Origin of the sequence: Paraburkholderia sediminicola, from assembly GCF_046026895.1 — a bacterium.
Lineage (GTDB): Bacteria > Pseudomonadota > Gammaproteobacteria > Burkholderiales > Burkholderiaceae > Paraburkholderia > Paraburkholderia sediminicola_C.
In genome coordinates this window covers 22673-48657 of sequence record NZ_JAQQEU010000004.1, presented here as the reverse complement: position 1 = coordinate 48657, position 25985 = coordinate 22673, and the positions used below count along the sequence as shown (strand labels likewise).

Sequence of the window (25985 nt, the reverse complement as noted above, 5' to 3'; positions counted from 1 at the left end):
ACCGACGACGATACGCAGGCTAGCTACCATTAAGCAGCCGGCTGCGCCTTTTGCGCTTCCTTCACGAGACGCTCGACGGTCGGCGACAGTTGTGCGCCAACACCTTGCCAGTACGTCAGGCGATCTTGAGCGATACGCAGGGATTCACCCTTCGTAGCGACCGGGTTGTAGAAGCCGACGCGCTCGATGAAGCGGCCGTCACGACGGCTACGCGAATCGGTTGCGACAATGTTGTAGAACGGGCGCTTCTTGGAGCCGCCACGAGCCAAGCGGATGATGACCATACTAGAATCCTTGAAAACCGGGGTTCGGAACGACTGAAACACGCGATTATAGCGGGAAACCGACGCCATAACAAACACTTACCGGGATAAACTGAGCGACCTGACCGCGCCGGCCGTCCGCAAAACGGCCCGGGACCAGGCCAGAACGCCCGGATTACCTGATGGAGCGCCCGTGAAACTGCTGCCGCCGACTGCTTTTTTACCCGCTTTTCTTCTCGTATCTATTTGTTTTGCCGGCCTCATGCGCAGCTCGCGCCGCCGCGCGCTACGCTTCGCGGCGGCCGCGTTGTTCGCTGGCCAAGCCCTCGCGGCGGTTGCCGCGTTGCCGGTCGAGCGCATCAAATTGCCGCCGGGCTTTCACATCGAGGTTTTGTCGGACGCCGTGCCGAGCGCACGCGCGATGGCGCTCTCGCCGAAGGGCATTCTTTACGTAGGCAGTTTCGACGGGCACGTCTATGCGCTCGAACCGCAAAACGGCCGCGTGACAGGCCGCCACGTGATCGCCTCCGGTCTGGAATCGCCGGCGGGCGTGGCATGGCGGGACGGCGCGCTGTACGTGTCCGCGGTGTCGAAGATTGTACGCTTCGACGCGATCGACGCTCATCTGAACGATCCGCCCAAACCCGCCGTGGTCATCGACACGCTGCCCACCGAGACCCATCACGGCTGGAAATTCATCGCCTTCGGCCCGGACGGCAAGCTCTATGTACCGCAAGGCGCACCCTGCAACGTCTGCCTGAAAGACCGCGACCGGTTCGCGATGATCGGCCGCATGGACCCGGACGGCAGCCACTATGAAGTCGTGGCACGCGGCATACGCAACTCGGTGGGTTTCGCGTGGCACCCGGTGACGCACGAACTGTGGTTCACCGACAACGGTCGCGACCTGCTAGGCGACGACGTCCCCAACGACAAGCTCAACCGCGCGCCGCGCGCCGGGATGGACTTCGGCTTTCCTTATTGTCACGGCGGCGACACGCCCGACCCGGAATTCGGCAAGGACCATCCGTGCAGTTCGTTTACGCCGCCGGTGCTGAAACTGGGCGCGCACGTCGCCGCGCTCGGCATGCGGTTTTATACCGGCTCGATGTTTCCGCCTGCATACCGGAACAATATTTTCATCGCCGAACATGGGTCGTGGAATCGCAGCAAGAAGGTCGGCTACCGGGTGATGCGGGTGATGACCGACCCGGACGGCGGCAACGCGCGGCAGGAAGTCTTTGCCGAAGGCTGGCTGCAGCCTGGCGAAGCCGTCTGGGGACGCCCCGCCGACGTGCTGCCGTTGCCCGACGGTTCACTGCTGATCAGCGACGACTACGCCGGCGCCATCTATCGCGTGACCTATTCAGCGCCGTAGTGTCGATGGCTTCGAGCAAGGTGGCGACCTGGCCCGGCCGCTTCACTACCGGTTCCAGGGTGGGCAACGATCATCCCACTGCCGACGCGCCCAGAGATTGCGCGCAACACACCCCCCATTCGGATAAGCCGTAACTTCACAGCACGCTGCCCCCTCCTGCGCCCCCGGCATGCGGCAGGCGTAGAATGCGCGTCGGTCCGCACCCCAACGGCGCGCCGCTCCCTTCGACCGCCTGTCACTTTGCCCACGTCGACATGTCCACCGCTGCTTCGATTTCCCCGCGCTTCCGATCCAAGACGATTACCGCCGCGCTGGCGTTCCTACTGGGCAGCCTCGGCGCCCACCGCTTCTATCTGTTCGGCAAACGCGACGTATACGGCTGGGCTCATCTGCTAGGCACATTGATTGGCATTCCCGGCGTCATGCTGCTGGTGGCAAGCGAACGCGCTTCGATCCTCGGCTGGCTGCTGGCTTTTTTCGGCGCGGTTTCGGTACTTTCCGCGTTTCTCGCCGCGATCGTCTACGGGCTGCGTCCCGATGAAAAATGGGACGCGCAGTTCAATGCGCACACGCAACGCAAAAGCCGCTCCGGCTGGACCGTCATTTTCGTAGTGATCTTCTCGCTGCTGATCGGCGCATTCCTGCTGATGACCGGCCTCGCCCTGTCGTTCCAGACCTACTTCGAAAGTCAGGTGGAAGCGGCCAAAACAATCTCGCAATGACCGGCAGCGCGCCGGGCTAAAAGAGCTTCAGTTGCGGATTGACGCGCACCGGCTCGTCGGCTTGCGACGGCTCGCCCCGGCGAAAGTGCGACATATCGAGAATGCCGCGATTGCGCCGGTTCAGGCCCAACCGGCGTACCGCGTTATGGAATCGCTGCCTGAGCAGATCCGCCCATAAGCCCTCGCCCTTCATTCGCGTGGCGAACGACGAGTCGTAGTCTTTTCCGCCCCGCATATCGCGCACGCGGCTCATCACCCGCTCGGCGCGGTCAGGGAAATGCGCGGTGAGCCAATCCTTGAATAACGGCGCGACTTCCCACGGCAGACGCAGCACGATATAGCTCGCGTTGCTCGCCCCCGCTTGCGCGCATGCTTCGAGCACACGCTCCATGTCCGGCTCGGTGACGAACGGGATCACGGGTGCAATGCTGACGCCGACCGGAATGCCCGCCTCACTCAATGTGCGGATAGTGCGCAGCCGGCGCGACGGCGTGGCCGCGCGCGGTTCGAGCGTGCGCGCGATCTCGGCGTCCAGCGTGGTGATGGTGATGGCCGCCATGAATTGCCCGCGCGCCGCCATGGGGGCGAGCAGGTCGATATCGCGCTCGATCAGCGACGATTTGGTGATGGCAGCAAACGGATGATTGCGCTCGCTGAGTACTTCGATCACGCGGCGCGTGAGGCGCAATTCGCGCTCGGCGGGTTGCCAGGCGTCCGTGTTGACGCCAAGCGCAATCGGCTCGGGCACATAAGATTTCTTCGACAACTCCCGCTCGAGCAATTCCGGCGCGTTGATCTTCGCGTAGATCCGGCTTTCGAAGTCGAGCCCGGGCGACAGCCCCAGATAACTATGCGTAGGCCGCGCGAAGCAGTAGATGCAGCCGTGCTCGCAGCCGCGATAGGGGTTCAGCGATACGCCGAACGGAATGTCCGGTGACGCGTTGCGCGTGAGGATGGTCTTCGCGCGCTCTTCGAAAATCTGCGTGCGCAGCGTCTTGGACTCGTCGCCGTCTTCCTGCGCGGCGGGCAGCCAGCCGTCGTCCACCGCTTCGCGCTGGTCGACTTCGTAGCGGCCTTGCAGGTTCGTCACCGCGCCGCGCCCCTTGCGAGGCGCCGGCGGCGCGATCGGAAATTCTTCAGCGGTACGGGTGTCGGAGTTAGCCACGGCTGGGTCACGCAAAACAAACAGACAAACGGCGCAGAACACCTGTATGAATATACAGTGTTTACGCCGTTTGTCGAGCCCTACGTGCTGCGGCCGCAACGCCTGCTAATCGCCGACGGCGATCGTCAGTGTCTCCTTGATTTCCTCCATCACCACGTAGCTCTTCGACTGCACCGCGCCGGGCAGTTGCAGAAGAATGTCGCCGAGCAGCTTCCGGTAATCCGCCATCTCGCCGATGCGCGCCTTGATCAGATAGTCGAAATCGCCCGATACCAGATGGCATTCCAGCACCTCGGGGATCTTCTGCACTTCACGCCGGAACTGGTCGAACATGTTGCCGCTCTTGTGATCCAGCGTGATCTCGACAAACACGAGCAGCGCCGCGCCGAGGTCGGCCGGGTTCACGCGCGCATGGTAGCCGGTGATCACGCCGTCGCGCTCCATCCGTTTGACCCGCTCGATGCACGGCGTCACCGACAGCCCGACCTGCTCCGCCAGCTCCTTCATGGCCATCCGGCCGTCCTGCTGTAGCAGCCGCAGGATCTTGTGATCGAGTTTGTCGAGGGTCCGGACGGGTTGGCGCTGTGTACGCATGATATTTTTGCTGAAAATTCTGAAAATACAATAACAAAACCTACCTGACTGCTAATAGTATAGCGGTTAACACTGGGCGATCAGCGTTATACCTCGCGAATCGATTGAAATCGAACAAATCGACGAGCGCCGCGCCCTCCAACCTATTTTGATTCTCCTGGAGCAGCTATGCGAGTCGTCGTTTTGGGCAGTGGCGTCGTCGGGGTGACAACCGCGTATTACCTGGCGCGCGCCGGTCATGAAGTGACCGTGATCGACCGCGAAGCTGGTCCCGCGCTCGAAACCAGTTTCGCCAACGCCGGCCAGATCTCGCCGGGCTACGCGTCGCCTTGGGCCGCGCCTGGCGTGCCGCTGAAGGCCGTCAAGTGGATGTTCCAGAAGCACGCGCCGCTGGCGATCCGTCTGGACGGCACGCAATTCCAGCTGCAATGGATGTGGCAGATGCTGCAGAACTGCACGTCGGCGCGTTATGCGGTGAACAAGGGCCGCATGGTGCGTCTCGCCGAATACAGCCGCGACTGCCTGCAGGCGTTGCGCGCCGATACCGGCATCCAGTACGAAGGCCGCACCGGCGGCACGCTGCAGGTGTTCCGCACGCAGCAGCAATTCGATGGCGCCGCGAAAGACATCGCCGTGCTGCAGGAAGCCAACGTGCCCTATGAACTGCTATCGGCTGCCGAACTCGCGCAGGCCGAGCCGGCGCTCGCGGCGGTGTCGCACAAGCTGACCGGCGGTTTGCGTCTGCCGGGCGACGAAACCGGCGACTGCCAGATGTTCACCACCCGCCTCGCGGCGCTGGCCGAGCAGCTGGGCGTCAAGTTCCGCTACAACACGCCGATCGACGCGCTCGCAATGTCCGGCGACCGTGTCGCCGGCGTGCAATGCGGCGGCGAGCTGGTGCGCGCGGATTCGTTCGTCGTCGCACTGGGTTCCTACTCGACGCAGTTCCTGACGGGCCTGGTGAAGATTCCGGTCTATCCGCTCAAGGGCTATTCGATCACCGCGCCGATTGTCGATGAAACGGCGGCTCCCGTATCCACCGTGCTCGACGAAACCTACAAGATCGCGATCACCCGCTTCGACAACCGTATCCGGGTTGGCGGGATGGCGGAGATCGTCGGTTTCGACAAGTCGTTGCGCGAGGCGCGCCGCGCCACGCTGGAACTGTGCGTGAACGACCTGTTCCCCGGCGGCGGCGATACGTCGAAGGCCCAGTTCTGGACCGGTCTGCGTCCGATGACGCCGGACGGCACGCCGATCGTCGGCCGCACGCCGGTCGCGAACCTGTTCCTGAACACCGGCCACGGCACGCTCGGCTGGACCATGTCGTGCGGCTCGGGCCAGTTGCTGGCGGACGTGATGTCGGGCAAACAGCCCGCCATCAAGGCGGATGACCTGTCGGTGCATCGCTATCTCGGCGAGACAGGCGAAGTGCATCGTCCGGCTTACGCCTGAGACCGGACGCCGGGCGCTGCACCCCTGGCAAACGCGTACGTTGGCCGGCCCTGCGGTCGAACTCAAGCAACCATAAAAAAACGGCGCCTCGCTTGACGCGAGGCGCCGTTTGCTTTCACGCCGCGGCAGCGAGCCGCGAGCGTGGCGTCAAAACTGGTCTTCCGACAAGGCCAGCACGCTCTCCCCACCCTTCGCGCTCACAATCGACGCTTCGAGCGCGGACGCCTGCGGCAGCACATGCTCCGCATAAAACTGCGCGGTCGCGATCTTCGCGCCGTAGAACGACGGATCTTCGTCGCGCTTCTGAGCCGCGACGAGCAGCGCACGCGCCATCTGCCAGCCACCCAGCACGATGCCCGCGAGCTTCAGATACGGCACACTGCCGGCAAACACCGCGTTCGGATCGCCCTTCGTATTCGCGACGACGAAATCCACCGCCGCGCTCAGCGAACGTTGGCCCTGCGCCAGATACTTCTTCATCGACTCGAATGCCGGGCCTTGCTGCGAACCGAGCGCCTCGACCGTAGCGGCGACGTCGGCGAGCAGCGACTTCGCGACCTTGCCGCCGTCGCGCACGGTCTTGCGGCCGATCAGATCGTTGGCCTGAATCGCGGTCGTGCCCTCGTAGATCGGCAGAATGCGCGCGTCGCGGTAGTACTGCGCGGCGCCCGTTTCTTCGATGAAGCCCATTCCGCCATGCACCTGCACGCCCAGGCTCGTGACGTCGATCGACAGTTCCGTGCTCCAGCCCTTCACGATCGGTACGAGGAATTCGTAGAGCGCCTGGTGCCCGGCGCGCTGCGCTTCGTCCGGATGACGGTGCGCGATATCGCAGTGAGCCGCCGCAACATAGGCGAGCGCGCGCGACGCCTCGGTCAGCCCGCGCATCGTCGCGAGCATGCGGCGCACGTCGGGATGCTGGATGATCGCGACCGACTGTTTCGCGGAGCCATCCACGGGACGGCTCTGCACGCGGTCTTTCGCATACGCGACCGCCTTCTGATATGCGCGGTCCGAGATGCCGACGCCCTGCATGCCGACCGCGAAACGCGCCGCGTTCATCATGATGAACATGTACTCGAGACCGCGATTTTCTTCGCCGATCAGATGACCGATCGCGCCGCCGTGGTCGCCGAACTGCAGCACCGCGGTCGGGCTAGCCTTGATGCCGAGCTTGTGTTCGATCGACACGCAATGCACGTCGTTACGCTCACCGAGCGAACCGTCTTCGTTGACGAGAAACTTCGGCACGATGAAGAGCGAAATGCCCTTCACGCCTTCCGGCGCATTCGGCGTGCGCGCCAGCACGAGATGGGCGATGTTCTTCGCCATGTCGTGCTCGCCCCACGTGATGAAAATCTTCGTGCCGAACAACTTGAATGACCCGTCGCCCTGCGGTTCGGCGCGCGTGCGCACCAGCGCGAGATCGGAGCCTGCCTGCGGCTCGGTGAGATTCATCGTGCCGGTCCACTCGCCGGAAATCAGCTTCGGGACATAGGTCTGTTTTTGCGCTTCGCTGCCGGCCGTCAGCAACGCTTCGATTGCGCCGTCGGTCAGCAGCGGACACAGCGCGAACGACAGGTTCGACGCGTTGAGCATTTCGATGCAAGGCGTCGCGAGCAGCTTCGGCAGGCCCTGACCTTCGTAGTCGAGCGGATGCTGCACGCCTTGCCAGCCGCCTTCGCTGAACTGGCGGAAAGCTTCCTTGAAACCCGGCGTCGCGGTGACCACACCGTCCCTCCAGCTGCTCGGATTGCGATCGCCTTCGACGTTCAGCGGTGCCAGCACTTCACCGCACAGTTTCGCCGACTCTCCGAGCACGGCCTGAGCCGTGTCGAGGTTGGCGTCCTCGAAACCGGGCAGCGTCGCGATGTCTTCGAGACCGGCCAGTTCCTTCATCACGAACAACATGTCCTTGATCGGCGCCGTGTAGCTCATTTTCGTTCTCCTCCTGCCTTGATAAAAAAAGGGCGCTGGACTCGTTCGGTCCTGCGCCCTTCGTGTGCTGCCAGACGCCTTTTATCCGGCGTTGCGGCGCTACGCGCGATTAGCCGAGTTCGCTGACGAGTTCCGGCACGAGCGTAAACAGATCGCCGACCAGACCGTAATCGGCAACGCTGAAGATCGGCGCTTCCGCATCCTTGTTGATCGCGACGATCACCTTCGAGTCTTTCATCCCGGCCAGATGCTGGATCGCGCCTGAGATGCCCACCGCGATGTACAACTGCGGCGCGACGATCTTGCCGGTCTGGCCGACCTGATAGTCGTTCGGCACGAAGCCCGCGTCGACCGCTGCACGCGATGCGCCGAGCGCTGCGTTCAGCTTGTCGGCCAGCGGTTCGAGCACCTTCGTATAGTTCTCGCCGTTGCCCAGACCGCGGCCACCCGAAACAATGACCTTCGCCGATGTCAGTTCCGGACGGTCCAGCTTCGTCACTTCGCGGCTCACGAATTGCGACAGGCCGCTGTCTGCGGCGGCTTCGATCTTTTCCACCGCTGCGCTGCCGCCAACGGCCGCCACTGCATCAAAACCGGTCGAGCGCACCGTGATGACCTTGATCGGGTCAGCCGATTGCACCGTCGCGATGGCGTTGCCCGCGTAGATCGGACGCTCGAACGTGTCGGCGCTGTCCACTGCCGTGATGTCGCTGATCTGCGCGACGTCGAGCTTCGCGGCGATACGCGGTGCGATGTTCTTGCCGTAGGCGGTTGCCGGCGCGAGGATGTGCGTGTAGTCCTTCGCGATGTTCATCACCGTCGCTTCGACGTTTTCCGCGAGGCCCGCTTCGAGTTGCGGCGCGTCGGCCAGCAGCACCTTCGACACGCCTGCAATCTTCGCTGCCGCCTCGGCTGCGGCTTGCGCGTTGTGACCGGCGACCAGCACGTGAATATCACCACCGATCTTCTGCGCCGCTGCGATCGTGTTCAGCGTCGCGGCCTTGATCGACGCGTTGTCGTGTTCTGCAATTACCAGATTCGTCATTTCATCCGTCTCCCTCACAGCACCTTGGCTTCGGTCTTCAGCTTCTCGACCAGCGTCTTCACATCCGGCACCATCACACCGGCGGAGCGCTTCGGCGGCTCGACAACCTTCAGCGTCTTCAGACGCGGCGTGACATCCACGCCGAGGTCTTCCGGCTTGAGCGTTTCCAGCGGCTTTTTCTTGGCCTTCATGATGTTCGGCAGCGTCACGTAGCGCGGCTCGTTCAGGCGCAGATCGGTGGTGACGACAGCGGGCAGCGTCAGCGACAGCGTTTCGGCGCCGCCGTCCACTTCGCGCGACACGGTCGCTTTCCCGTCAGCAACGACCACCTTCGACGCAAACGTCGCTTGCGGCAGGTTAGCCAGCGCGGCGAGCATCTGGCCGGTCTGGTTCGAGTCGTCGTCGATGGCCTGCTTGCCGAGAATCACCAGCTGCGGCTGTTCCTTGTCGACCAGCGCCTTCAGCAGCTTCGCGACCGCCAGCGGCTGCAGGTCTTCACCCGACTCGATCAGGATCGCCCGATCCGCGCCGATCGCCAGCGCCGTACGCAGCGTTTCCTGCGACTGGGTTACACCGCAGGAAACAGCGATCACTTCGGTCGCCACGCCGGCTTCCTTCAGACGGACGGCTTCTTCCACCGCGATTTCATCGAACGGATTCATCGACATCTTCACGTTCGCGATGTCGACACCCGTGCCGTCCGATTTGACCCGGACTTTCACGTTGTAATCGACCACTCTTTTGACTGGCACCAGGATTTTCATGCACACGCTCCAAAGTTACGAATACGTCAGCCCAACGGACATTATAGCGACTGCCCTTATGGCAGCCGGTGTCGCGGGCGCTTTACCGGGAGGATATCGCTCCTCATCAGCGTGACGGCAATATCGAACGATCGTTCTATTTTAATCTCGAAAAAACCCGGGTGGCAACCCCGGGTTTTGACCTACGTCGCAAATTCGCCATGGCCGTCGTGTTTTGCGATCTCGGAAGGCCGCCGGCTCACCACGCGGTGATCACCGACCCGCCGAATTTGCTGTCGACGAACTGCTTCACTTCCGGCGAATGATACGCCGCGACCAGCTTGGCGACCCACGGCTTGTTGCGGTCGGCTTCGCGGATCGCGATGATGTTCACGTAAGGACCTTTCGGGTCTTCGATGGCGATCGCGTCCTGCTTCGGCTTCAGGCCGGCTTCCATCGCGAAATTGGTGTTGATTGCGGCAGCGTCCACGTCGTTCAGCGAGCGCGGGATTTGCGCCGCATCGAGTTCGACGACCTTCAGCTTGCGCGGGTTGTCGACGATATCCAGCGGCGTCGCCTTCAGGCCCGCATCGGCGCGCAGCTTCAGCAGCCCCTGCTTTTGCAGCAGCAGGAGTGCCCGGCCGCCGTTGGTCGGATCGTTCGGCACCGCGATCTTCGCGCCCGGCTGCAGTTCGACGAGCGTCTTGATCTTCTTCGAATAGATGCCCATCGGGTACGTGACCGTGTCCGCGATGCGGATCAGCTTGTAGCCGCGATCCTTCACCTGCGCCTGCAAGTACGGGTCGTGCTGGTAGCTGTTCGCATCCAGATCGCCGCCGGCGAGCGCCGCGTTCGGCTGCACGTAGTCGGAGAACTCGACAATCTTGATGTTCAGACCGTTCTTCGCCGCGACCGTCTTCACGACGTCCATGATCTGCGCGTGCGGACCGCCGGTGACGCCAACCTTGATCGTGTCCTCGGCGTGCGCCGCGGCGGCGAACAGCGAGACAGCACCCAGCGCGGCGGCCAGTTTGAGAATGAAACGACGTTGCATGATGGACCTCTTGCGAGTCTGCCGACTCTGTTAGCGGGTTCCGATGACCCTTGTTTATTTATGGCTCAACCGACGCACGAGCCAATCCCCGAACGACTGCACCAGCTGCACGAAGACGATCAGAATCACCACGACCGTCAACATCACTTCCGGCAGAAAACGCTGATACCCATAGCGGATGCCGAGGTCGCCCAGCCCGCCGCCGCCGATCGCGCCGGCCATCGCCGAATAGCCGACCAGTGACACAAAGGTGATCGTCAATCCGGCGACCACGCCCGGCAGCGATTCGGGCAGCAGCACCTTGAACACGATCTGCGCGGTGGTCGCGCCCATCGCCTGCGCCGCTTCGATCAAGCCGCGGTCGACCTCGCGCAGCGCGGTCTCGACCAGACGCGCGATGAACGGCGCGGCGGCGATCGTCAGCGGCACGACGGCGGCCGCCGTCCCGATCGACGAACCCACCACGAGGCGCGTGAACGGAATCACCGCCACCAGCAGGATGATGAACGGCGTCGAACGGACCGCATTGACGATCACACCCATCACGCGATTCACCGCGACGTTCTCCAGCACCCCCTGACGGTCCGTCAGATACAGCAGCACGCCGAGCGGCAGGCCCACCAATGCGCCGACCAGGCCGGAAATGCCCACCATCACGAGCGTTTCCCAGAACGACTGGACGAACATATCGAACATTTCACTCAACATGCGAAAGCTCCTCCACCACCACACCCTGTTCACGCAGATACGTCAGCGCCTGCGCCACCTTCGCCGGTTCGCCGCCCGCGAGCACCGCGAGCGAGCCGAACGCCTGCCCCTGGATCTCGTCGATCTGGCCGTGCAGGATGTTGAAGTCGAGTTCGTAGCGGCGGATCGTTTCCGACAGAATCGGCTGATCGACGCCCGAGCCCGTGAACGCAAGACGCAGCAAGTGGCCGCTGCCGGTCTTCAGGCGCTCGGCGACGCGCGCCTTCATCGCGGGCGGCAGTTCCTGCGCGATCACGTCGCCGATCAGCGCGCGCGTGACTTCATGATGCGGCTGCAGGAACACGTCGATCACCTTGCCCTCTTCGACGACCCGGCCTGCGTCCAGCACCGCGACGCGGTCGCAGACCTGCTTGATCACGTCCATCTGGTGCGTGATCAGCACGATCGTCAGGTTCAGTTCGCGATTGATGCGCTTGAGCAGGTCGAGGATCGCCCGCGTGGTTTCGGGGTCGAGCGCGGACGTCGCTTCGTCGGACAGCAGCACTTTCGGCTTGCTCGCGAGCGCGCGCGCAATGCCCACGCGCTGCTTCTGGCCGCCGCTGATCTGCGCCGGATAGCGGTCCTTCTGCGCCGACAGACCGACGAGATCGAGCAGCGGCAGCACGTTCGCTTCGATTTCGTCGCGCTTCATGCCGGCCAGCTCGAGTGGCAGCGCGACGTTCTCATAGACCGTGCGCGACGACAGCAGGTTGAAGTGCTGGAAGATCATGCCGATCTCGCGGCGCGCCTCGCGCAATTGCGCGGCGGGCAGTGTGGTCAGATCGCGGCCGTTGACGACGATATTGCCTTCGGACGGGCGCGTCAGCAGGTTGAGGGTGCGCACGAGGGTACTCTTGCCCGCGCCGCTGCGGCCGATGATGCCGAACACTTCGCCCGCCGGGATCGACAGATTGACGTTGTGCAGCGCCTCGACCCAGCCCCGGGGCCCGGCGAACCGCTGGGAGATATTGCGTATTTCGATCATGGAAAAACGAAACGGCGGAGTCTGTCGGCGAGCGTTGTGCGCTACCGGCAAGCGGCCGCCGTTGCTTTTATTGGATTTTGAGGCCGCAATTCTACCGCAGCGTCGTCATTCCCTTTAATAATCAATTACGATCCTTTCATAACCTATGAATATTAGAGCGACGCTCGGTACGCGGCGCTCGCGCGCGGAGTAGGGCAACGACTATGATCGGGCGACACAAAACCGGAACGGGCCCAGCCATGCAAACATCCCCAAGCCACCATGTGCGCGCGAGCGCAGGCAAGCTGGACACCGGCGCGCCACCGCACGCGTCGGTCACGACCGCCGACGGCGTGAGCTTGCCGCTCTACCGCTGGCCGGCCATCGGACAGACTCGTGCGACGGTCGCGCTGTTGCACGGACTGGCTGAGCACGCCGGCCGCTATGCCGCGTTGGCCGCCCGGTTGAACGCGGCCGGCATCGAACTGGTGGCGATCGATCTGCGCGGCCACGGCCACGCGCCCGGCAAGCGGACCTATGTGAAGCGCTTCGACGACTATTTGCTCGACGCGCAAGCTTTGCTCGACGTCGCCGCGCAAAGCTGCGCCCCGCTCTTTCTGATGGGACACAGCATGGGCGGCGCGGTCGCCGCGCTCTATGCGATCGAGCGCCTCGACGCGACCGGCCGCCGCTTGAACGGCCTGATTCTGTCGAGCCCGGCTCTCGCGCCCGGGCGCGACGTGCCGCGCTGGATGCTCGCGCTGAGTCAGGTAATCAGCCGTGTCTATCCCAGCTTTCCGGCGATGAAAATCGACGCCGCGCTGCTATCGCGTCTTCAACCCGTGGTGAACGCCAATCGCAACGACCCGCTCGTGCATCACGGCGCGATTCCGGCGCGCACCGGCGCGGAACTGCTGCTGGCAATGACGCGGATCGAACGTGGCCGTACGGGGCTGCGCATGCCGCTGCTGGTGTATCACGGCACCGCCGACAAACTCGCCGAGCCCGAAGGCAGCCGGGCATTCGGGCAGCACGCGGGGTCGCCGGACAAGACGCTGACGCTGCACGAAGGCAGCTATCACGAGACGATGAACGATCTCGACCGCGACCGGGTGATCGGGGCGCTGATCGACTGGATTGAAAAGCGCGCAGTTGGAGGCGCAGTTGGACGTTGAGCCGGCCGCTGCACCCGCCTAGCGCTTCCACGCCGGCGCGCGCTTGTCGACAAACGCCTGCACGCCTTCGAGCGCCGAGTCGTCCATCATGTTGCAAGCCATAGTCTGGCCTGCAAGCTGATAAGCCGCCTCGATGCCCATTTCGAGCTGCCGATAGAACAGGCCCTTGCCGGCGCTCACCGCTTCGACGGGTTTCGCGCAGATGCTGGCCGCGAGTTGCGCCAGCTCCGCGTCGAGCGCGTCGGCCGGGACCACGCGGTTCACTAGACCTTGCCGCTTCGCTTCGGCGGCGTCGATGAAGTCGCCGGTGAGCAGCATTTCAAGCGCCGCCTTTCGCGACAGGTTGCGCGACAGCGGCACCGAAGGCGTCGCGCAGAAGAGCCCGAGGTTCACGCCCGACACGGCGAAACGCGCGGAGTCCGCCGCGACCGCCAGATCGCACATCGCGACCAGCTGGCAGCCGGCCGCCGTCGCAAGGCCCTGCACTCGCGCGATCACCGGTTGCGGCAGCCGCTGGATCGTCACCATCAGCTTCGTGCAACGGGCGAACAACTGCTGGTAATAAGCCAGCGACGGCGCCGCGCGCATTTCCTTCAGATCGTGGCCCGCGCAGAACGCCCGCCCCGCGCCGGCGATCACGACCACGCGCGCCTGCGACCGCGCGATCTCCGTCAACGCGCTCTGCAGCGCGTCGAGCAGCGCTTCGGAGAGCGCGTTGAACGCGTCGGGCCGGTTCATCGTCAGCAGCACGACGCCCGGCACCCGATACGCATCGTGTTCGATCTCGATCAGTGAAGCGCTGCGCGCGTCGGCATTCATGGCTCGCTCCTGATGGTGTCGTGCAAATGCAGCCCGGCGCGCGGCAAGCTCAGATGCCGGCCAGCGTGCGCACGTGCGCGACTACGCTGCGCCCGAGCGCGGACAGGTTGTAGCCGCCCTCGAGACAACTGACGATCCGGCCGTGCGCATAGCGTTTCGCGATCTCGCGGACCTGGTCGGTGATCCACGCGTAGTCGTCTTCGACGAGGCCCATGTTGCCGAGGTCGTCTTCGCGATGCGCGTCGAAGCCGGCCGAAATGAACAGCATCTCCGGCTTGAATTCGTGCAGGCGCGGGAGCCACATCAGATCCACCGCCTCGCGCACCTCCATGCCTTTCGAGCGCGCCGGCATCGGCACGTTGCACATGTTGGGCGCCTGATTGTCCGCGCCGGTGAACGGATAGAACGGATGCTGGAAGATGCTGCACATCAGCACCCGCGAGTCGCCCGCGAACGCCGCTTCGGTGCCGTTGCCGTGATGCACGTCGAAGTCGATGATCGCGACGCGCTGCAGCCCGTGCGCGTCGAGCGCGTGACGTGCAGCAATCGCGACGTTGTTGAAGAAGCAGAAGCCCATCGCACGCGCCGGCTCCGCATGGTGGCCGGGCGGTCGCACGCTGCAGAACGCGTTGTCGAAGCGGCCTTCGATCACCGCGTCCGTGGCCGCCACCGCGGCGCCCGCCGCGCGCAACGCGGCTTGCAGGGTATGCGGATTCATCGCCGTATCGGGGTCGATTTCAGCGATCCCTTCGGCCGGCGATCGGCTGCGGACGTAGTCGATATGCGCCTGCGTATGCACGCGCAGCAGCGCGGCATCATCGGCGAGCGGCGGCGACTCGCGTTCGATCAGCGCGTCGATGCGGCTCGCGATCAGTTGGTCTTCGATTGCCTGCAGGCGCGCGGGGCATTCGGGATGCCACTGCCCCATATCGTGCAGCATGCAGTCGGTGTGGGAATAGAAGCCTGTTGCCATGGTGTTCTTCTGCGGCACGGCTTCTTCGAAGCGCGCGCAGCGTGTCTCCTTCCAGGGGCGCGCGCCCTCGGCGCGCCAACATTTATGAACTTACCACACGACGCCGCCGTGACGCGTCGAGCATGGTTTTGCAGAAGGCCTCGGGTATACTGCCCCATCCGTTTTTCGGCCTCTTTTTCCTTGTCTCCCACGCACCACGCTCCTCGCTCACTATGACCGTCAAGCTTGCTCTGTCCGCACGAAACCGGCTTCGCATCAGCACGCTGGCCGCCTCACTGTCCGTCGCATCGTGCATGTTCATGGCAACCAGTCCGGCGCTCGCGCAAAACATTCGCAAGAAGCCGCCGGTGCTGGTCGCGCAAAGCCAGCCGCAGCCGGCCGTGCCGCAAGGGCAAACGTTCGAGGAAGAAATCATTCCGCAGCGGTACGCGAACAATCCGAACGTGGACGCCTTCATCAACGACATGGTCGCGCGCTACGACTTCGACGAGTCCGCGTTGCATGCGCTGTTCTCCGGCGTCAGCTATTCGGCGACCGCGGTCAAGCTCGTGACGCCGTCCCCGTCGCCGACGGTGAAGAACTGGCGCGTGTATCAGTCGCGCTTTCTCGATCCGGTCCGCATCAATGCCGGCGTGCGCTTCTGGCGCGCGAACCAGGCCACGCTGCAACGCGCGTACGAAGAGTTCGGCGTGCCGCCGGAAGTGATCGTCGGCATCATCGGCGTGGAGACGATTTACGGGCGTTACATGGGCAACTTCCGCGTGCTCGACGCGCTGACCACGCTCAGCTTCGACTACCCGAGCACCGCCAATCGCGGCGATCGCCAGGCGACCTTCCGCAAGAATCTCGAAGACTATCTGGTGTGGACGCGCGACGCGCAGATCGATCCGACCACGGTACTCGGCTCCTATACCGGCGCGATCGGCATCCCGCAGTTCCTGCCGAGCAGCATCGTGCAATACGCCGTGAGCTACGACGGCAAAAAGCAGATCGACCTGCGCACGAGCGCGGCGGACGCGATCGGCAGCGTGGCCAACTATCTGCGCCAGAACGGCTGGGAAAGCGGCCGGCCGGTGGTGTGGCGTATCGGCTCGGATGCCGGCAGCCTGGGCGTCGCGCAAGCCGCCGCCGACGGCCAGCCGGACCCGCATTGGCCGCTAGAACAGTTGCTGCGCGCCGGACTGCTGCTGAACGAACCGGGCGTGGATGTCGCGGCGGAAGCCGGCACGCCGGTGACGGTAGTGGATTTGCCGTCGCCGGGACGCGGCACCGAGTTCAAGCTGGGATTGAAGAACTTCTACGTGCTGACCCGCTATAATCGCAGTTTCTTTTATGCGCTCGCGGTGTATCAGTTGGGCCAGCGGGTCAAAGCGCAGATGGAAGCAGGCGATGCGGCGAATGCCGTCGATAACGCTGCGCCGTCGAACGGGGCATCGCAATGAGTCATGGCGGCCACTGAGGCTGCCTCATGCTCGAACGAAAAAAGCGCCGGTCTGTTCTTCAGAGCCGGCGCTTTTTCTTTGGCCTTGCGTTGCCGAGCGTTGCGGCTTTGCACCATGAGGCGTCAGGCGGGAAACACCCCGGTCGACAAATACCGGTCACCGCGATCGCAGACGATGAACACGATCGTCGCATTCTCCACCTGGCGCGCGACACGCAGCGCCACTTCACACGCGCCGCCCGACGAGATGCCGGCGAAGATGCCTTCGACCGATGCCATGCGGCGCGCCATGGCTTCGGCGGCGGCCTGGCTCACATTCTCGACGCGATCCACGCGGCTGCGATCGAAAATTTTTGGCAGATAGGCTTCCGGCCATTTGCGGATGCCCGGAATACGCGAGCCTTCCTCGGGTTGCGCACCGATGATCTCGATCGCCTGATTCTGCGTCTTCAGATAAGTGGACACGCCCATGATCGTGCCGGTCGTCCCCATCGACGACACGAAGTGCGTGATGCGCCCTTCGGTGTCGCGCCAGATTTCCGGGCCCGTGCCTTCGAGGTGCGAAGCCGGATTGTCCGGATTCGCGAACTGATCGAGGATGATGCCCTTGCCCTCGCGCTGCATCTGCTCGGCCAGATCGCGCGCGTACTCCATGCCGCCGGTGACGGGCGTCAGAATGATCTGCGCGCCATACGCCGCCATGCTCTGACGGCGCTCCACTGACAAATCCTCCGGCATGATCAGCACCATCTTGTAGCCACGGATCGCAGCCGCCATTGCCAGCGCGATGCCGGTGTTGCCGCTGGTGGATTCGATCAGCGTGTCGCCTGGCTTGATACGTCCGCGCGCTTCCGCTTTCTTGATCATCGACAAAGCCGGGCGATCCTTCACCGACCCCGCGGGATTATTCCCTTCGAGCTTCGCAAGAATCACGTTGTTGCGGCTGCGGATCTCGTCGTCGGGGAGCCGGACGAGTTGCACGAGCGGCGTATTGCCGATCGTATCTTCAATCGTTTTGTAAGCCATATCGGTTCTGGTGCTGTCGATGCGTGGAGTCTGCAATCCATCGATTCTAAACTACCAGGTGCACGGCTGCCGTGCGGCCCTTCTCCCCGCATGGGTCCAGCGGGCATCGGACTTCGCGTTCGACGCCGGCCTGACGCGTGAACCCCGTTGTACGGCCACGGAATTCACCACGCAAAAAGCCCGCGGCTGAGAACCGCGGGAGCCAGTCATCTGCATGACAGCTGAAGGAGTGTTCTTGCCACTCCGACCATGAACGGGACGACGGTCGCGGACCGCGCGCGCGGTAGGGGGCCCCGCGCGCCCGGCCCGCGTCCGGCTATTTCTTCACCGCCACTGTGGGATTGCTTTTGGACGCGTCGGCCGGAGCGGCCGCGCCTTTGCCCTGTGTAGCCGCCGCAACCTGCGTGTTAGCAGCCGCGCCAGCCGGACCGACAGCGAGACCCTCCGCCTGCAGGCGCTCGACGGTATGCCCGCCCATGCCTTTGACGCGTTTGCCGAGATCGGCCGGGTCCTTGAACGGGCCATGCGCTGCACGCTCGTCGAGAATGGCTTTCGCTTTGGCCGCGCCGATGCCCTTGATGCCGCGCAGCGCATCCTCGTTAGCCGTGTTGACGTCAACCGCCGCATACGCGTGGCCGAAAGCGGCGAGCATGGCCGCGGTAACCAGAGTTTTTCGAAACATATGGAATCTCCCTCGTACTACCGGCTGGCGACCATCACCAACCGGGAGATTCCAGTTTAAAGAGGGATCCGAATTAATTACACCTGGCCGAATAGCCAACGTACGTAGCGATCGACACCTTCCTGCACGCTCAAAAACGGCGCGTCGTAGCCGGCCGCGCGCAGCTTCGACTGGTCGGCTTGCGTGAAGCACTGGTATTTGCCGCGCAGCGCGTCGGGAAACGGAATGTATTCGATCAGCCCGCGCTGCACCTGATCCGCGAGCGACAGCGCCGGCTGGTGGTTCAGCGCGCGCAACGTGTTGACCACCGTGCTCGCGATGTCGTTGAACGGCTGCGCGCGGCCGCTGCCCAGATTGAAGATGCCGGACTTGTCCGGGTTGTCGAAGAAGAACAGGTTGACCTTCACCACGTCTTCGACCGACACGAAATCGCGCGTCTGCTCGCCGGCCGCGTAGCCGTTGTATTCGCCGAACAGCTTGACCTTGCCTTCGGCGCGGAACTGGTTGAAGTTGTGGAACGCAACCGACGCCATGCGCGCCTTGTGCGTTTCGCGCGGCCCGTACACGTTGAAGTAACGGAAGCCCGCAATCTGACTCTTCGCGGTGGGCAGCACGCGGCGGATCACCTGATCGAACAGGAACTTCGAATAGCCGTACACGTTCAGCGGCTGCTCGACTTCGCGCTCTTCGACGAAACGGCTCGACCCGCCATACGTGGCCGCCGACGACGCGTACAGGAACTGGATGTTCTGCGCGAGGCAGACATCGAGCACGTCGCGGCTGTAGCGGAAGTTGTTGTCCATCATGTAGCGGCCGTCGGTTTCCATCGTGTCCGAGCAGGCGCCTTCGTGGAAGATCGCGCGCACCTTGCCGAAGTCGCCGCGCTTGAAGCGCTCGACGAATTCGGTCTTGTCGAGATAGTCATCGATTTCGCAGTCGACCAGATTCTTGAACTTGTCGGCGCGCGTGAGATTGTCGACGGCGACGATGCGTTCTTCGCCGCGCTCGTTGAGCGCCTTCACGAGATTGCTGCCGATGAAACCGGCCGCGCCGGTGACGATGAGGGTCATGATGAGCCTGCGGTAATGAGCTTTGCATGGGACCGGGGTAAGCGCTAAAGCGCTAACTCCACTCGACAGCTTTGCATGGGTTCAACTGATGCCCCGCGAATCCCCTGGTCAGGCAGCCTGAAGGCGCACACAAGGGGATTGCGCGGGCCGCATCAAAGAAAGAGTTCGTCGTAGTCGACGGTGGCGGTGCCGAGTTTGCCGACCACGATGCCGGCCGCGCGATTCGCGAGGCCGACCGCGTCGACCAGCGTCAGACCCGCGCCCAGCATGGCGGCGAGCGTGGCGATCACGGTGTCGCCTGCACCCGAGACATCATACACTTCGCGTGCAACGGCCGAAGCGTGCAGGACGCCGTCGTCGGAGAACAGCGTCATGCCCTCTTCCGAGCGCGTCAGCAGGAGCGCCTTGAACGCCAGCTCGGCGCGCAGTTTCGTCACGCGCACGAGCAGATCCTCTTCGGATTTCCATTGACCGACGACCTCGCGCAACTCGGCGCGATTCGGCGTGATCAGCGTCGCGCCGCGATAGCGCTCCCAGTCGTCGCCCTTCGGATCGACCAGCACCGGCTTGCCGGCCGCGTGTGCTTTCGCGATCATCTGCGTGACGTGGGTCAGGCCGCCCTTCGCATAGTCGGACATCAGGATCACGTCGTGCAACGGCAGCAACTCGTCGAAACGCGCGAGACCCGCGAGCAGCACTTCGTGCGCCGGCGAGTTTTCGAAATCGACCCGCAGCAGCTGCTGCTGGCGCGACAGTACGCGCAGCTTGATCGTGGTGAGCAGCGCCGGGTCGCGTTCGAGATGCGGCGTCACGCCGCTTTCGCCCAGCAACTGGACGAGGCGCTCGCCGGGTTCGTCATGGCCGACCACGCATAACAGACCGGCCTGCGCGCCGAGCGCGACCGCGTTGCGCGCGACGTTGGCCGCGCCGCCGAGGCGGTCTTCCTGACGCTGCACATGCACCACCGGGACCGGCGCTTCCGGCGAGATGCGGTTGACGTCGCCGAACCAGTAGCGGTCGAGCATCACGTCACCGACCACCAGCACACGCGCCGCGCCGAGCTGGGCGCGCGGCACAATCGTGAGCTTCGGCGCCGGCGTGGGCGCGGGCGCGCCCGGCATGGTCTCAGGCATCGGCCGGAAGTTCAGAGGGTTGGGCATAAGGGCGTCCAATCGAGTGATAGTCGATGCCGAGTTCGGTCATCGCGTCCGGTTCGTACAGATTCCGGCCGTCGAAAATCAGCGGTGACTTCAGCACCGATTTCAGATGCACGAAATCCGGACTCTTGAATTCTTTCCATTCGGTCACGATCACGAGCGCATCGGCGCCGGTGAGCGTTTCATCCTGCGTGCCGGTGAAGGTCAAACGCGCGAGCTGCTCGGGCGCCGCGTGCAGATCCATCGCGAACACGCGATGCGCTTCCGCTACCGCGACCGGATCGTACGCGCGCACCTGGGCGCCACGCGCCAGCAGTTCGGCAATCACGCGACGGCTCGGCGCCTCGCGCATGTCGTCGGTATTCGGCTTGAACGCGAGGCCCCAGACGGCAAACGTGCGGCCGCTCAGATCGTCGCCGAGCGTGGCCGTGATCTTGTTCACCAGCACGTCCTTCTGCTTGTAGTTCACTTCCTCGACCGCTTCGAGAATGCGCAGATTGTGGCCGCTCTCGCTTGCGCTGCGGATCAGCGCCTGCACGTCCTTCGGGAAGCACGAGCCGCCGTAGCCGCAACCGGCATACAGGAAGTGGTAGCCGATCCGCGGGTCGGAGCCGATGCCGCGACGCACCGCTTCGATGTCCGCGCCGACCCGGTCCGCCAGGTTCGACATCTCGTTCATGAACGAGATGCGCGTGGCGAGCATCGCGTTGGCGGCGTATTTGGTGAACTCGGCCGAGCGCACGTCCATGTACAGCGTGCGTTCGTGATTACGGTTGAACGGCGCGTACAGACGCTTCATCAGCTCGCGCGCGCGCTGGCCGGCTTCGTCCTCGTCGACGCCCAGCACGATGCGATCGGGCCGCATGAAGTCGTCGACGGCCGCGCCTTCTTTCAGAAACTCCGGGTTGGAGACCACCGAAAAGCGGTGCTGCGCGCTATTCGCGAGCCCGCGTTTGGCCAGCTCTTCTTCGATCACCGCGCGTACTCGCTGCGCGGTGCCGACCGGCACGGTCGATTTATCGACGATCACCTTGAAGCCGTTCATCGTGCGGCCGATGTTGCGGGCCGCTTCAAGCACGTATTGAAGATCGGCCGAGCCGTCTTCGTCGGGCGGCGTGCCGACCGCGATGAACTGCACGTCGCCGTGGGCGACGCTCGCATCGATATCGGTCGAAAACGTGATGCGCCCGGCCGCGCGCGTGCGGGCGATGATCTCCTGCAAGCCCGGCTCGTGAATCGGCACACCGCCGTTGTTGAGGATCTCGATCTTGCGCGGATCGACGTCGAGGCAGAAAACGTCATTGCCGATCTCAGCGAGACACGCGCCAGTGACGAGGCCGACATAGCCAGTGCCGATAATGGTGATTTTCATACGTTTTCCGGTAGAGGGTTCCGGTGATGATTGCCGGTCATGAGGCCGGCGACGAACTCGCGGCGACATCCGCCCGCGCAAGCATTAGCAACACCTGCGCGGCGCCATGGCCGCACAGCCGAAGCGGCGGCCAAGGCAGCGTCAGTTCGGCGCCGCAATCGGTTCGACGCGACGCGGCGCATAAGTTTCCCACCCGCTGCAGCCCGGGCATTGCCAATAGAACAGCCGTGCCCTGAAACCGCAATTCTGGCACGTATAGCGCGGCAGATTTTTGGTGCGCTGACGGATCAGCGTGCGCATCAGTTCCAGCTCGCTGCGCCGCGGCTCTTCCGCGACAGCTTGCTGCGCCTCGAGCAGGCGCGTCATGCCCGCCAGATTCGGCGACTTCTGCATCTGTGCGCGCGCGAGCGCGTGCGCCGCATCGGTTCCGCGCAGCGACGCGACGTGCTGATATGCGACGTCCAGCAGATCGTTGCTCGGATGGCGATCGACCCACGCGGTGAGCAGGTCGGCGCCGTCCTGTGGACGGCCGATCGCCTCGTAAGCCTTCATCACCTTCTCCGCCACCAGCGGCAGATAGGCCGGGTTCTGTTCCTCGACGCGCCGCCACTGCGCGATGGCTGCTTCCTGCGCGCCGCCGGCCGCGTCGACGTCGCCGAACAGGATCGTCGCGCGCACGTTGGTCGGGTTCGCCTTCAGCGCAAAGCCGAGCTGCCGGCGCGCCTCGTCCGGGTTGTTCTGCTGGAGCGCTTCCTGTGCGAGTTCGCAATGGAACTGCGCGATTTCCTTGTCGAGCGATGCGGCGCCCATCGTTTCCAGATGGCGCGCGATGTCGATCGATTTGACCCAATCCTTCTCGATTTCGTAGATGGTGAGCAGCGCCCGTTGCGCGCCCAACGCGTAGTCGCCCGTTTCGAGCGAACGGAAAGTTTCCTCGGCGCGGTCGAGCAGGCCTGCTTTCAGGAAGTCCTGACCCAGTTCGTAGAGCGCGTGATCGCGTTCGCTGACCGGCAGATCGGCGCGGCTCAACAGGTTCTGATGCACGCGAATCGCGCGGTCCGTTTCGCCGCGCCGGCGGAACAGATTGCCCAGCGCGAAATGCAGTTCGACCGTTTCAGGGTCGAGCTTGACTACTTCGATGAACGCGTCGATCGCCTGGTCCGGCTGCTCGTTGAGCAGGAAGTTCAGGCCGCGAAAATACGAGCGCGGCAGGTTCGCGCTTTCGGACAGCAGCGTCTTGAGGTCGTAGCGCGCAGCCATCCAGCCGAACGCAAAAGCGACGGGTATGACAAGCAGCCACCAGAAGTCTAGATCCATGCGATTAATGCAAATGTGCGGGAAAGCGGGAACGGAGCGCCGCGCCTAAGCCGCGCGGCGGAAGAAAACTCAGATCAGCGGCGGCATGGGCGGCTGTTCGACCACCACCGGCGTTTCGCGTGCGACGCGCAACTCGCGCTTGAGCCGGCCATTTTCCATGCGCAAGCGCACCATGGCCGGCATCGACGACACCAGGCCAGCCAGCAGCCCCACTACGAAGAACGCGAGGCCGATCAGGATCAAAGGCGCCGACCACGCATAGCCGGCGAGGAAATTCAGCGTAGCAGGTTGTGTGTTGGAGAGCGCCAGCACCAGCAGCAGAACGAACACCAGCACACGGATCAACCAGACGATAAATTTCATAGAAGTCTCTTGACGGCAGTTGCGGGGTGACGCCGGCTTGATGACGCGTCGCGCCACGGTGTTGCCCGCGCCGAAGTGACCCGTATTGTAATTGAAGCCCTCGCGGCTGGGCAGGAAGTGGCGGATTGCGGACTTACACGAGGTTTAGCTTGCTGCTGCAAAGGGCTGCGTGGGCAGATGTCCACTGCCGGAAAGGGCGACTTGCGGCACGGTTGGCACCCCTGCGCGACTCGGCAAGGTGACTCAGCACGTCAAATCAGCCACGAGCATGCAGCGCGAAAAGTACGGACGAAAAAAAAGCGCCCGAAGGCGCTTTTTCTGGTCTTTTGCCGACTGGCTTTGGCCGCTGACGCTACCAATGCCACGCTGCAAAACGCACAGCGGGGCATTTACAGATCGTCATCCGGCTCTTCGGCCTTCAACGGCTCGCCCGCGCGGCGATCCACCCGCTCACGCAATTCCTTGCCCGGCTTGAAGTGCGGTACGTACTTCTCAGGTACCAACACCTTCTCGCCCGACTTCGGATTGCGTCCGACGCGGGAGGGACGGCGGTTGAGGCCGAAGCTGCCGAAGCCGCGAATTTCGATGCGATGACCGTTGGCAAGCGCCTCCGACATCGCATCAAGCATCGTCTTCACCGCGAAATCCGCATCTTTGAGTACAAGCTGCGGAAATCGCGTAGCCAGCTGGGCGACCAATTCCGATTTGGTCATACTGCAGCAGACCTCTCAGGCTTACTGGTTCTGGCCGTCGAGCTTGGCCTTCAACAGCGCGCCGAGGTTCGTCGTGCCGGTAGCAGCCGAGCTCGAATCCGACGAAGCCAGACCGCGGATGGCTTCCTGTTGCTCAGCCGAATCCTTGGCCTTGATCGACAGGTTGATGCCGCGCGACTTGCGATCGATGTTGATGATCATCGCGTTGACCTTGTCGCCTTCCTTCAGCACGTTGCGAGCATCTTCCACGCGGTCTTGTGCGATCTCCGAAGCGCGCAGGTACCCTTCGACTTCAGCCGACAGCTGCACCACTGCACCCTTCGCGTCCACCGTCTTGACCACGCCGTCGACGATCGAACCCTTGTCGTTCATTGCAACGAAGTTGCTGAACGGGTCGCCTTCGAGCTGCTTGATACCCAGCGAAATGCGTTCCTTCTCGACGTCGATGCCGAGAACGATCGCTTCCACTTCGTCGCCCTTCTTGTACTTGCGAACTGCTTCTTCGCCCGTTTCGCTCCACGACAGGTCCGACAGGTGAACCAGACCGTCGATGCCGCCCGGCAGACCGATGAAGACGCCGAAGTCGGTGATCGACTTGATTGCGCCTTGCAGCTTGTCGCCCTTCTTGAAGTTGCGGCTGAAGTCGTCCCACGGGTTCGGCTTGCACTGCTTCATGCCGAGGCTGATACGGCGGCGGTCTTCGTCGATTTCGAGAACCATGACTTCGACTTCGTCGCCCAGCTGAACAACCTTCGACGGTGCAACGTTCTTGTTGGTCCAGTCCATTTCCGACACGTGGACGAGGCCTTCGATGCCCGATTCTACTTCGACGAATGCGCCATAGTCGGTGATGTTGGTGACCTTACCGAACAGGCGCGTGCCCGACGGGTAACGGCGCGAGATGCCTTCCCACGGATCGTCGCCCAGCTGCTTGATGCCCAGCGAAACGCGGTTCTTCTCTTGATCGAACTTGAGGATCTTCGCGGTGACTTCCTGGCCAACCGACAGCACTTCGCTCGGGTGACGCACACGACGCCATGCGATGTCGGTGATGTGCAGCAGGCCGTCGATACCGCCGAGGTCCACGAACGCGCCGTAGTCGGTGATGTTCTTCACCACGCCTTCCACGATCGCGCCTTCTTTCAGCGTTTCGAGCAGCTTTGCGCGCTCTTCGCCCTGGGTCGCTTCGATCACGGCACGGCGCGACAGCACGACGTTGTTACGCTTGCGGTCGAGCTTGATGACGCGGAATTCCAGCGTCTTGCCTTCGTACGGGGTAGTGTCCTTGACCGGACGCGTGTCGACCAGCGAACCCGGCAGGAATGCGCGGATACCGTTGACCATCACGGTCATGCCGCCCTTGACCTTGCCCGTGATCGTCCCGGTCACGAGTTCGTTGTTGTCGAGAGCCTTTTCCAGCGACAGCCACGAAGCCAGACGCTTCGCCTTGTCGCGCGACAGGATCGTGTCGCCATAGCCATTTTCCAGCGCGTCGATCGCGACGGAAACGAAGTCGCCCGCCTGCACTTCTACCTCGCCCGCGTCGTTCAGGAACTCTTCGAGCGGGATGTAGGCTTCGGACTTGAGACCAGCGTTGACGACCACGAAGTTGTGGTCGACACGCACGACTTCGGCGGAGATCACTTCGCCAGCGCGCATGTCTTGCTTGGTCAGCGACTCTTCGAACAGAGCCGCAAAAGATTCGGTATTCGGGGTAGAGGTTTGCAGGTCGGACATAAAAATCAAAATTTGCATGGTTCTCGCGGTGCCCGGCTGGCCGAACGGTCAGCAATAAGGGCCAGGAATGCG

Annotated in this window: 25 protein-coding genes; 5 read left to right on the top strand and 20 right to left on the bottom strand. The window is 63.4% G+C overall.

Annotated features, from left to right (window positions below):
- Positions 1-29: 29 nt before the first annotated feature.
- Positions 30-284 (bottom strand): 30S ribosomal protein S16, encoded by a 255-nt coding sequence (gene rpsP / locus PQR02_RS04250; RefSeq protein ID WP_013090118.1) that lies wholly within the window; start codon positions 282-284, stop codon positions 30-32.
- A 241-nt stretch (positions 285-525) separates the two neighbouring features.
- Between rpsP and PQR02_RS04245 the strand changes: the two genes are divergently transcribed.
- Together PQR02_RS04245 and PQR02_RS04240 are read left to right on the top strand one after the other, a co-directional pair.
- A complete protein-coding gene (locus PQR02_RS04245; RefSeq protein WP_408225945.1) occupies positions 526-1641 on the top strand; it encodes a PQQ-dependent sugar dehydrogenase in 1116 nt (371 codons plus the stop codon).
- A 254-nt stretch (positions 1642-1895) separates the two neighbouring features.
- Complete coding sequence (locus tag PQR02_RS04240) at positions 1896-2363, top strand: NINE protein (protein ID WP_408225942.1); 468 nt, start codon at positions 1896-1898, stop codon at positions 2361-2363.
- Between the two features lie 16 nt (positions 2364-2379).
- Here the strand turns inward: PQR02_RS04240 and PQR02_RS04235 are convergent, their stop codons facing one another.
- On the bottom strand, positions 2380-3528 hold the full coding sequence (locus PQR02_RS04235) for a PA0069 family radical SAM protein (protein ID WP_408225939.1): 1149 nt from the start codon (positions 3526-3528) through the stop codon (positions 2380-2382).
- A gap of 105 nt (positions 3529-3633) precedes the next feature.
- On the bottom strand, positions 3634-4122 hold the full coding sequence (locus tag PQR02_RS04230; RefSeq protein ID WP_408225936.1) for an Lrp/AsnC ligand binding domain-containing protein: 489 nt from the start codon (positions 4120-4122) through the stop codon (positions 3634-3636).
- A gap of 168 nt (positions 4123-4290) precedes the next feature.
- On the opposite strand from PQR02_RS04230, the gene PQR02_RS04225 reads away from it, so the two are divergent.
- Positions 4291-5577 carry a D-amino acid dehydrogenase gene (locus PQR02_RS04225; protein ID WP_408225933.1) on the top strand — a complete coding sequence of 429 codons (1287 nt, stop codon included), beginning with the start codon at positions 4291-4293 and terminating at the stop codon, positions 5575-5577.
- A 147-nt stretch (positions 5578-5724) separates the two neighbouring features.
- Here PQR02_RS04225 and PQR02_RS04220 read toward each other — a convergent pair whose 3' ends face one another.
- The 6 genes from PQR02_RS04220 to PQR02_RS04195 form a co-directional block, all read right to left on the bottom strand.
- Positions 5725-7515 (bottom strand): acyl-CoA dehydrogenase, encoded by a 1791-nt coding sequence (locus PQR02_RS04220; RefSeq protein ID WP_408225930.1) that lies wholly within the window; start codon positions 7513-7515, stop codon positions 5725-5727.
- A 109-nt stretch (positions 7516-7624) separates the two neighbouring features.
- Positions 7625-8560 (bottom strand): electron transfer flavoprotein subunit alpha/FixB family protein, encoded by a 936-nt coding sequence (locus PQR02_RS04215; RefSeq protein ID WP_408225927.1) that lies wholly within the window; start codon positions 8558-8560, stop codon positions 7625-7627.
- Between the two features lie 14 nt (positions 8561-8574).
- Positions 8575-9324 (bottom strand): electron transfer flavoprotein subunit beta/FixA family protein, encoded by a 750-nt coding sequence (locus PQR02_RS04210; protein WP_408225924.1) that lies wholly within the window; start codon positions 9322-9324, stop codon positions 8575-8577.
- Positions 9325-9562: 238 nt separating this feature from the next.
- Complete coding sequence (locus PQR02_RS04205) at positions 9563-10357, bottom strand: MetQ/NlpA family ABC transporter substrate-binding protein (RefSeq protein ID WP_408225921.1); 795 nt, start codon at positions 10355-10357, stop codon at positions 9563-9565.
- 54 nt (positions 10358-10411) lie between these two features.
- Complete coding sequence (locus PQR02_RS04200; protein WP_408225918.1) at positions 10412-11065, bottom strand: methionine ABC transporter permease; 654 nt, start codon at positions 11063-11065, stop codon at positions 10412-10414.
- Positions 11055-12089: a methionine ABC transporter ATP-binding protein gene (locus tag PQR02_RS04195; protein ID WP_408225915.1), complete on the bottom strand. Its 1035-nt coding sequence runs from the start codon at positions 12087-12089 to the stop codon at positions 11055-11057. The genes PQR02_RS04200 and PQR02_RS04195 overlap by 11 nt, the downstream gene beginning before the upstream one ends.
- Before the next feature lie 239 nt (positions 12090-12328).
- Between PQR02_RS04195 and PQR02_RS04190 the strand changes: the two genes are divergently transcribed.
- Positions 12329-13243 (top strand): alpha/beta hydrolase, encoded by a 915-nt coding sequence (locus PQR02_RS04190; RefSeq protein ID WP_408225912.1) that lies wholly within the window; start codon positions 12329-12331, stop codon positions 13241-13243.
- 18 nt (positions 13244-13261) lie between these two features.
- Here the strand turns inward: PQR02_RS04190 and PQR02_RS04185 are convergent, their stop codons facing one another.
- Entirely contained in the window at positions 13262-14062 is an 801-nt protein-coding gene (locus tag PQR02_RS04185) for an enoyl-CoA hydratase (protein WP_408225909.1), read from the bottom strand.
- A gap of 49 nt (positions 14063-14111) precedes the next feature.
- Positions 14112-15035, bottom strand: a complete 924-nt coding sequence (locus PQR02_RS04180) for a histone deacetylase family protein (RefSeq protein WP_408225906.1) — start codon at positions 15033-15035, stop codon at positions 14112-14114.
- 212 nt (positions 15036-15247) lie between these two features.
- On the opposite strand from PQR02_RS04180, the gene mltB reads away from it, so the two are divergent.
- The gene (gene mltB / locus PQR02_RS04175) at positions 15248-16477 is read left to right on the top strand and encodes a lytic murein transglycosylase B (protein ID WP_408225903.1); all 1230 of its coding nucleotides are present in this window, start codon (positions 15248-15250) and stop codon (positions 16475-16477) included.
- A gap of 122 nt (positions 16478-16599) precedes the next feature.
- Here the strand turns inward: mltB and cysM are convergent, their stop codons facing one another.
- From cysM to rpsA, 9 genes are all read right to left on the bottom strand, one after another.
- Positions 16600-17502 (bottom strand): cysteine synthase CysM, encoded by a 903-nt coding sequence (gene cysM / locus PQR02_RS04170; protein WP_149673619.1) that lies wholly within the window; start codon positions 17500-17502, stop codon positions 16600-16602.
- Between the two features lie 316 nt (positions 17503-17818).
- A complete protein-coding gene (locus tag PQR02_RS04165; RefSeq protein ID WP_408225899.1) occupies positions 17819-18184 on the bottom strand; it encodes a ComEA family DNA-binding protein in 366 nt (121 codons plus the stop codon).
- A gap of 77 nt (positions 18185-18261) precedes the next feature.
- Positions 18262-19254, bottom strand: coding sequence for an ADP-glyceromanno-heptose 6-epimerase (rfaD, locus tag PQR02_RS04160; RefSeq protein ID WP_408225896.1), 993 nt, complete (start codon positions 19252-19254; stop codon positions 18262-18264).
- 152 nt (positions 19255-19406) lie between these two features.
- Positions 19407-20414: a D-glycero-beta-D-manno-heptose-7-phosphate kinase gene (gene rfaE1, locus PQR02_RS04155; protein WP_408225893.1), complete on the bottom strand. Its 1008-nt coding sequence runs from the start codon at positions 20412-20414 to the stop codon at positions 19407-19409.
- A complete protein-coding gene (locus PQR02_RS04150) occupies positions 20380-21783 on the bottom strand; it encodes a UDP-glucose dehydrogenase family protein (RefSeq protein WP_408225890.1) in 1404 nt (467 codons plus the stop codon). The genes rfaE1 and PQR02_RS04150 overlap by 35 nt, the downstream gene beginning before the upstream one ends.
- 141 nt (positions 21784-21924) lie before the next feature.
- Positions 21925-23100: a lipopolysaccharide assembly protein LapB gene (lapB, locus tag PQR02_RS04145; RefSeq protein WP_408225887.1), complete on the bottom strand. Its 1176-nt coding sequence runs from the start codon at positions 23098-23100 to the stop codon at positions 21925-21927.
- Positions 23101-23169: 69 nt separating this feature from the next.
- Positions 23170-23463 (bottom strand): LapA family protein, encoded by a 294-nt coding sequence (locus PQR02_RS04140; RefSeq protein ID WP_091800094.1) that lies wholly within the window; start codon positions 23461-23463, stop codon positions 23170-23172.
- 389 nt (positions 23464-23852) lie between these two features.
- A complete protein-coding gene (locus tag PQR02_RS04135) occupies positions 23853-24176 on the bottom strand; it encodes an integration host factor subunit beta (RefSeq protein WP_007180889.1) in 324 nt (107 codons plus the stop codon).
- Between the two features lie 21 nt (positions 24177-24197).
- Positions 24198-25931, bottom strand: coding sequence for a 30S ribosomal protein S1 (gene rpsA / locus PQR02_RS04130; protein WP_042321879.1), 1734 nt, complete (start codon positions 25929-25931; stop codon positions 24198-24200).
- Between the last annotated feature and the right edge of the window lie 54 nt (positions 25932-25985).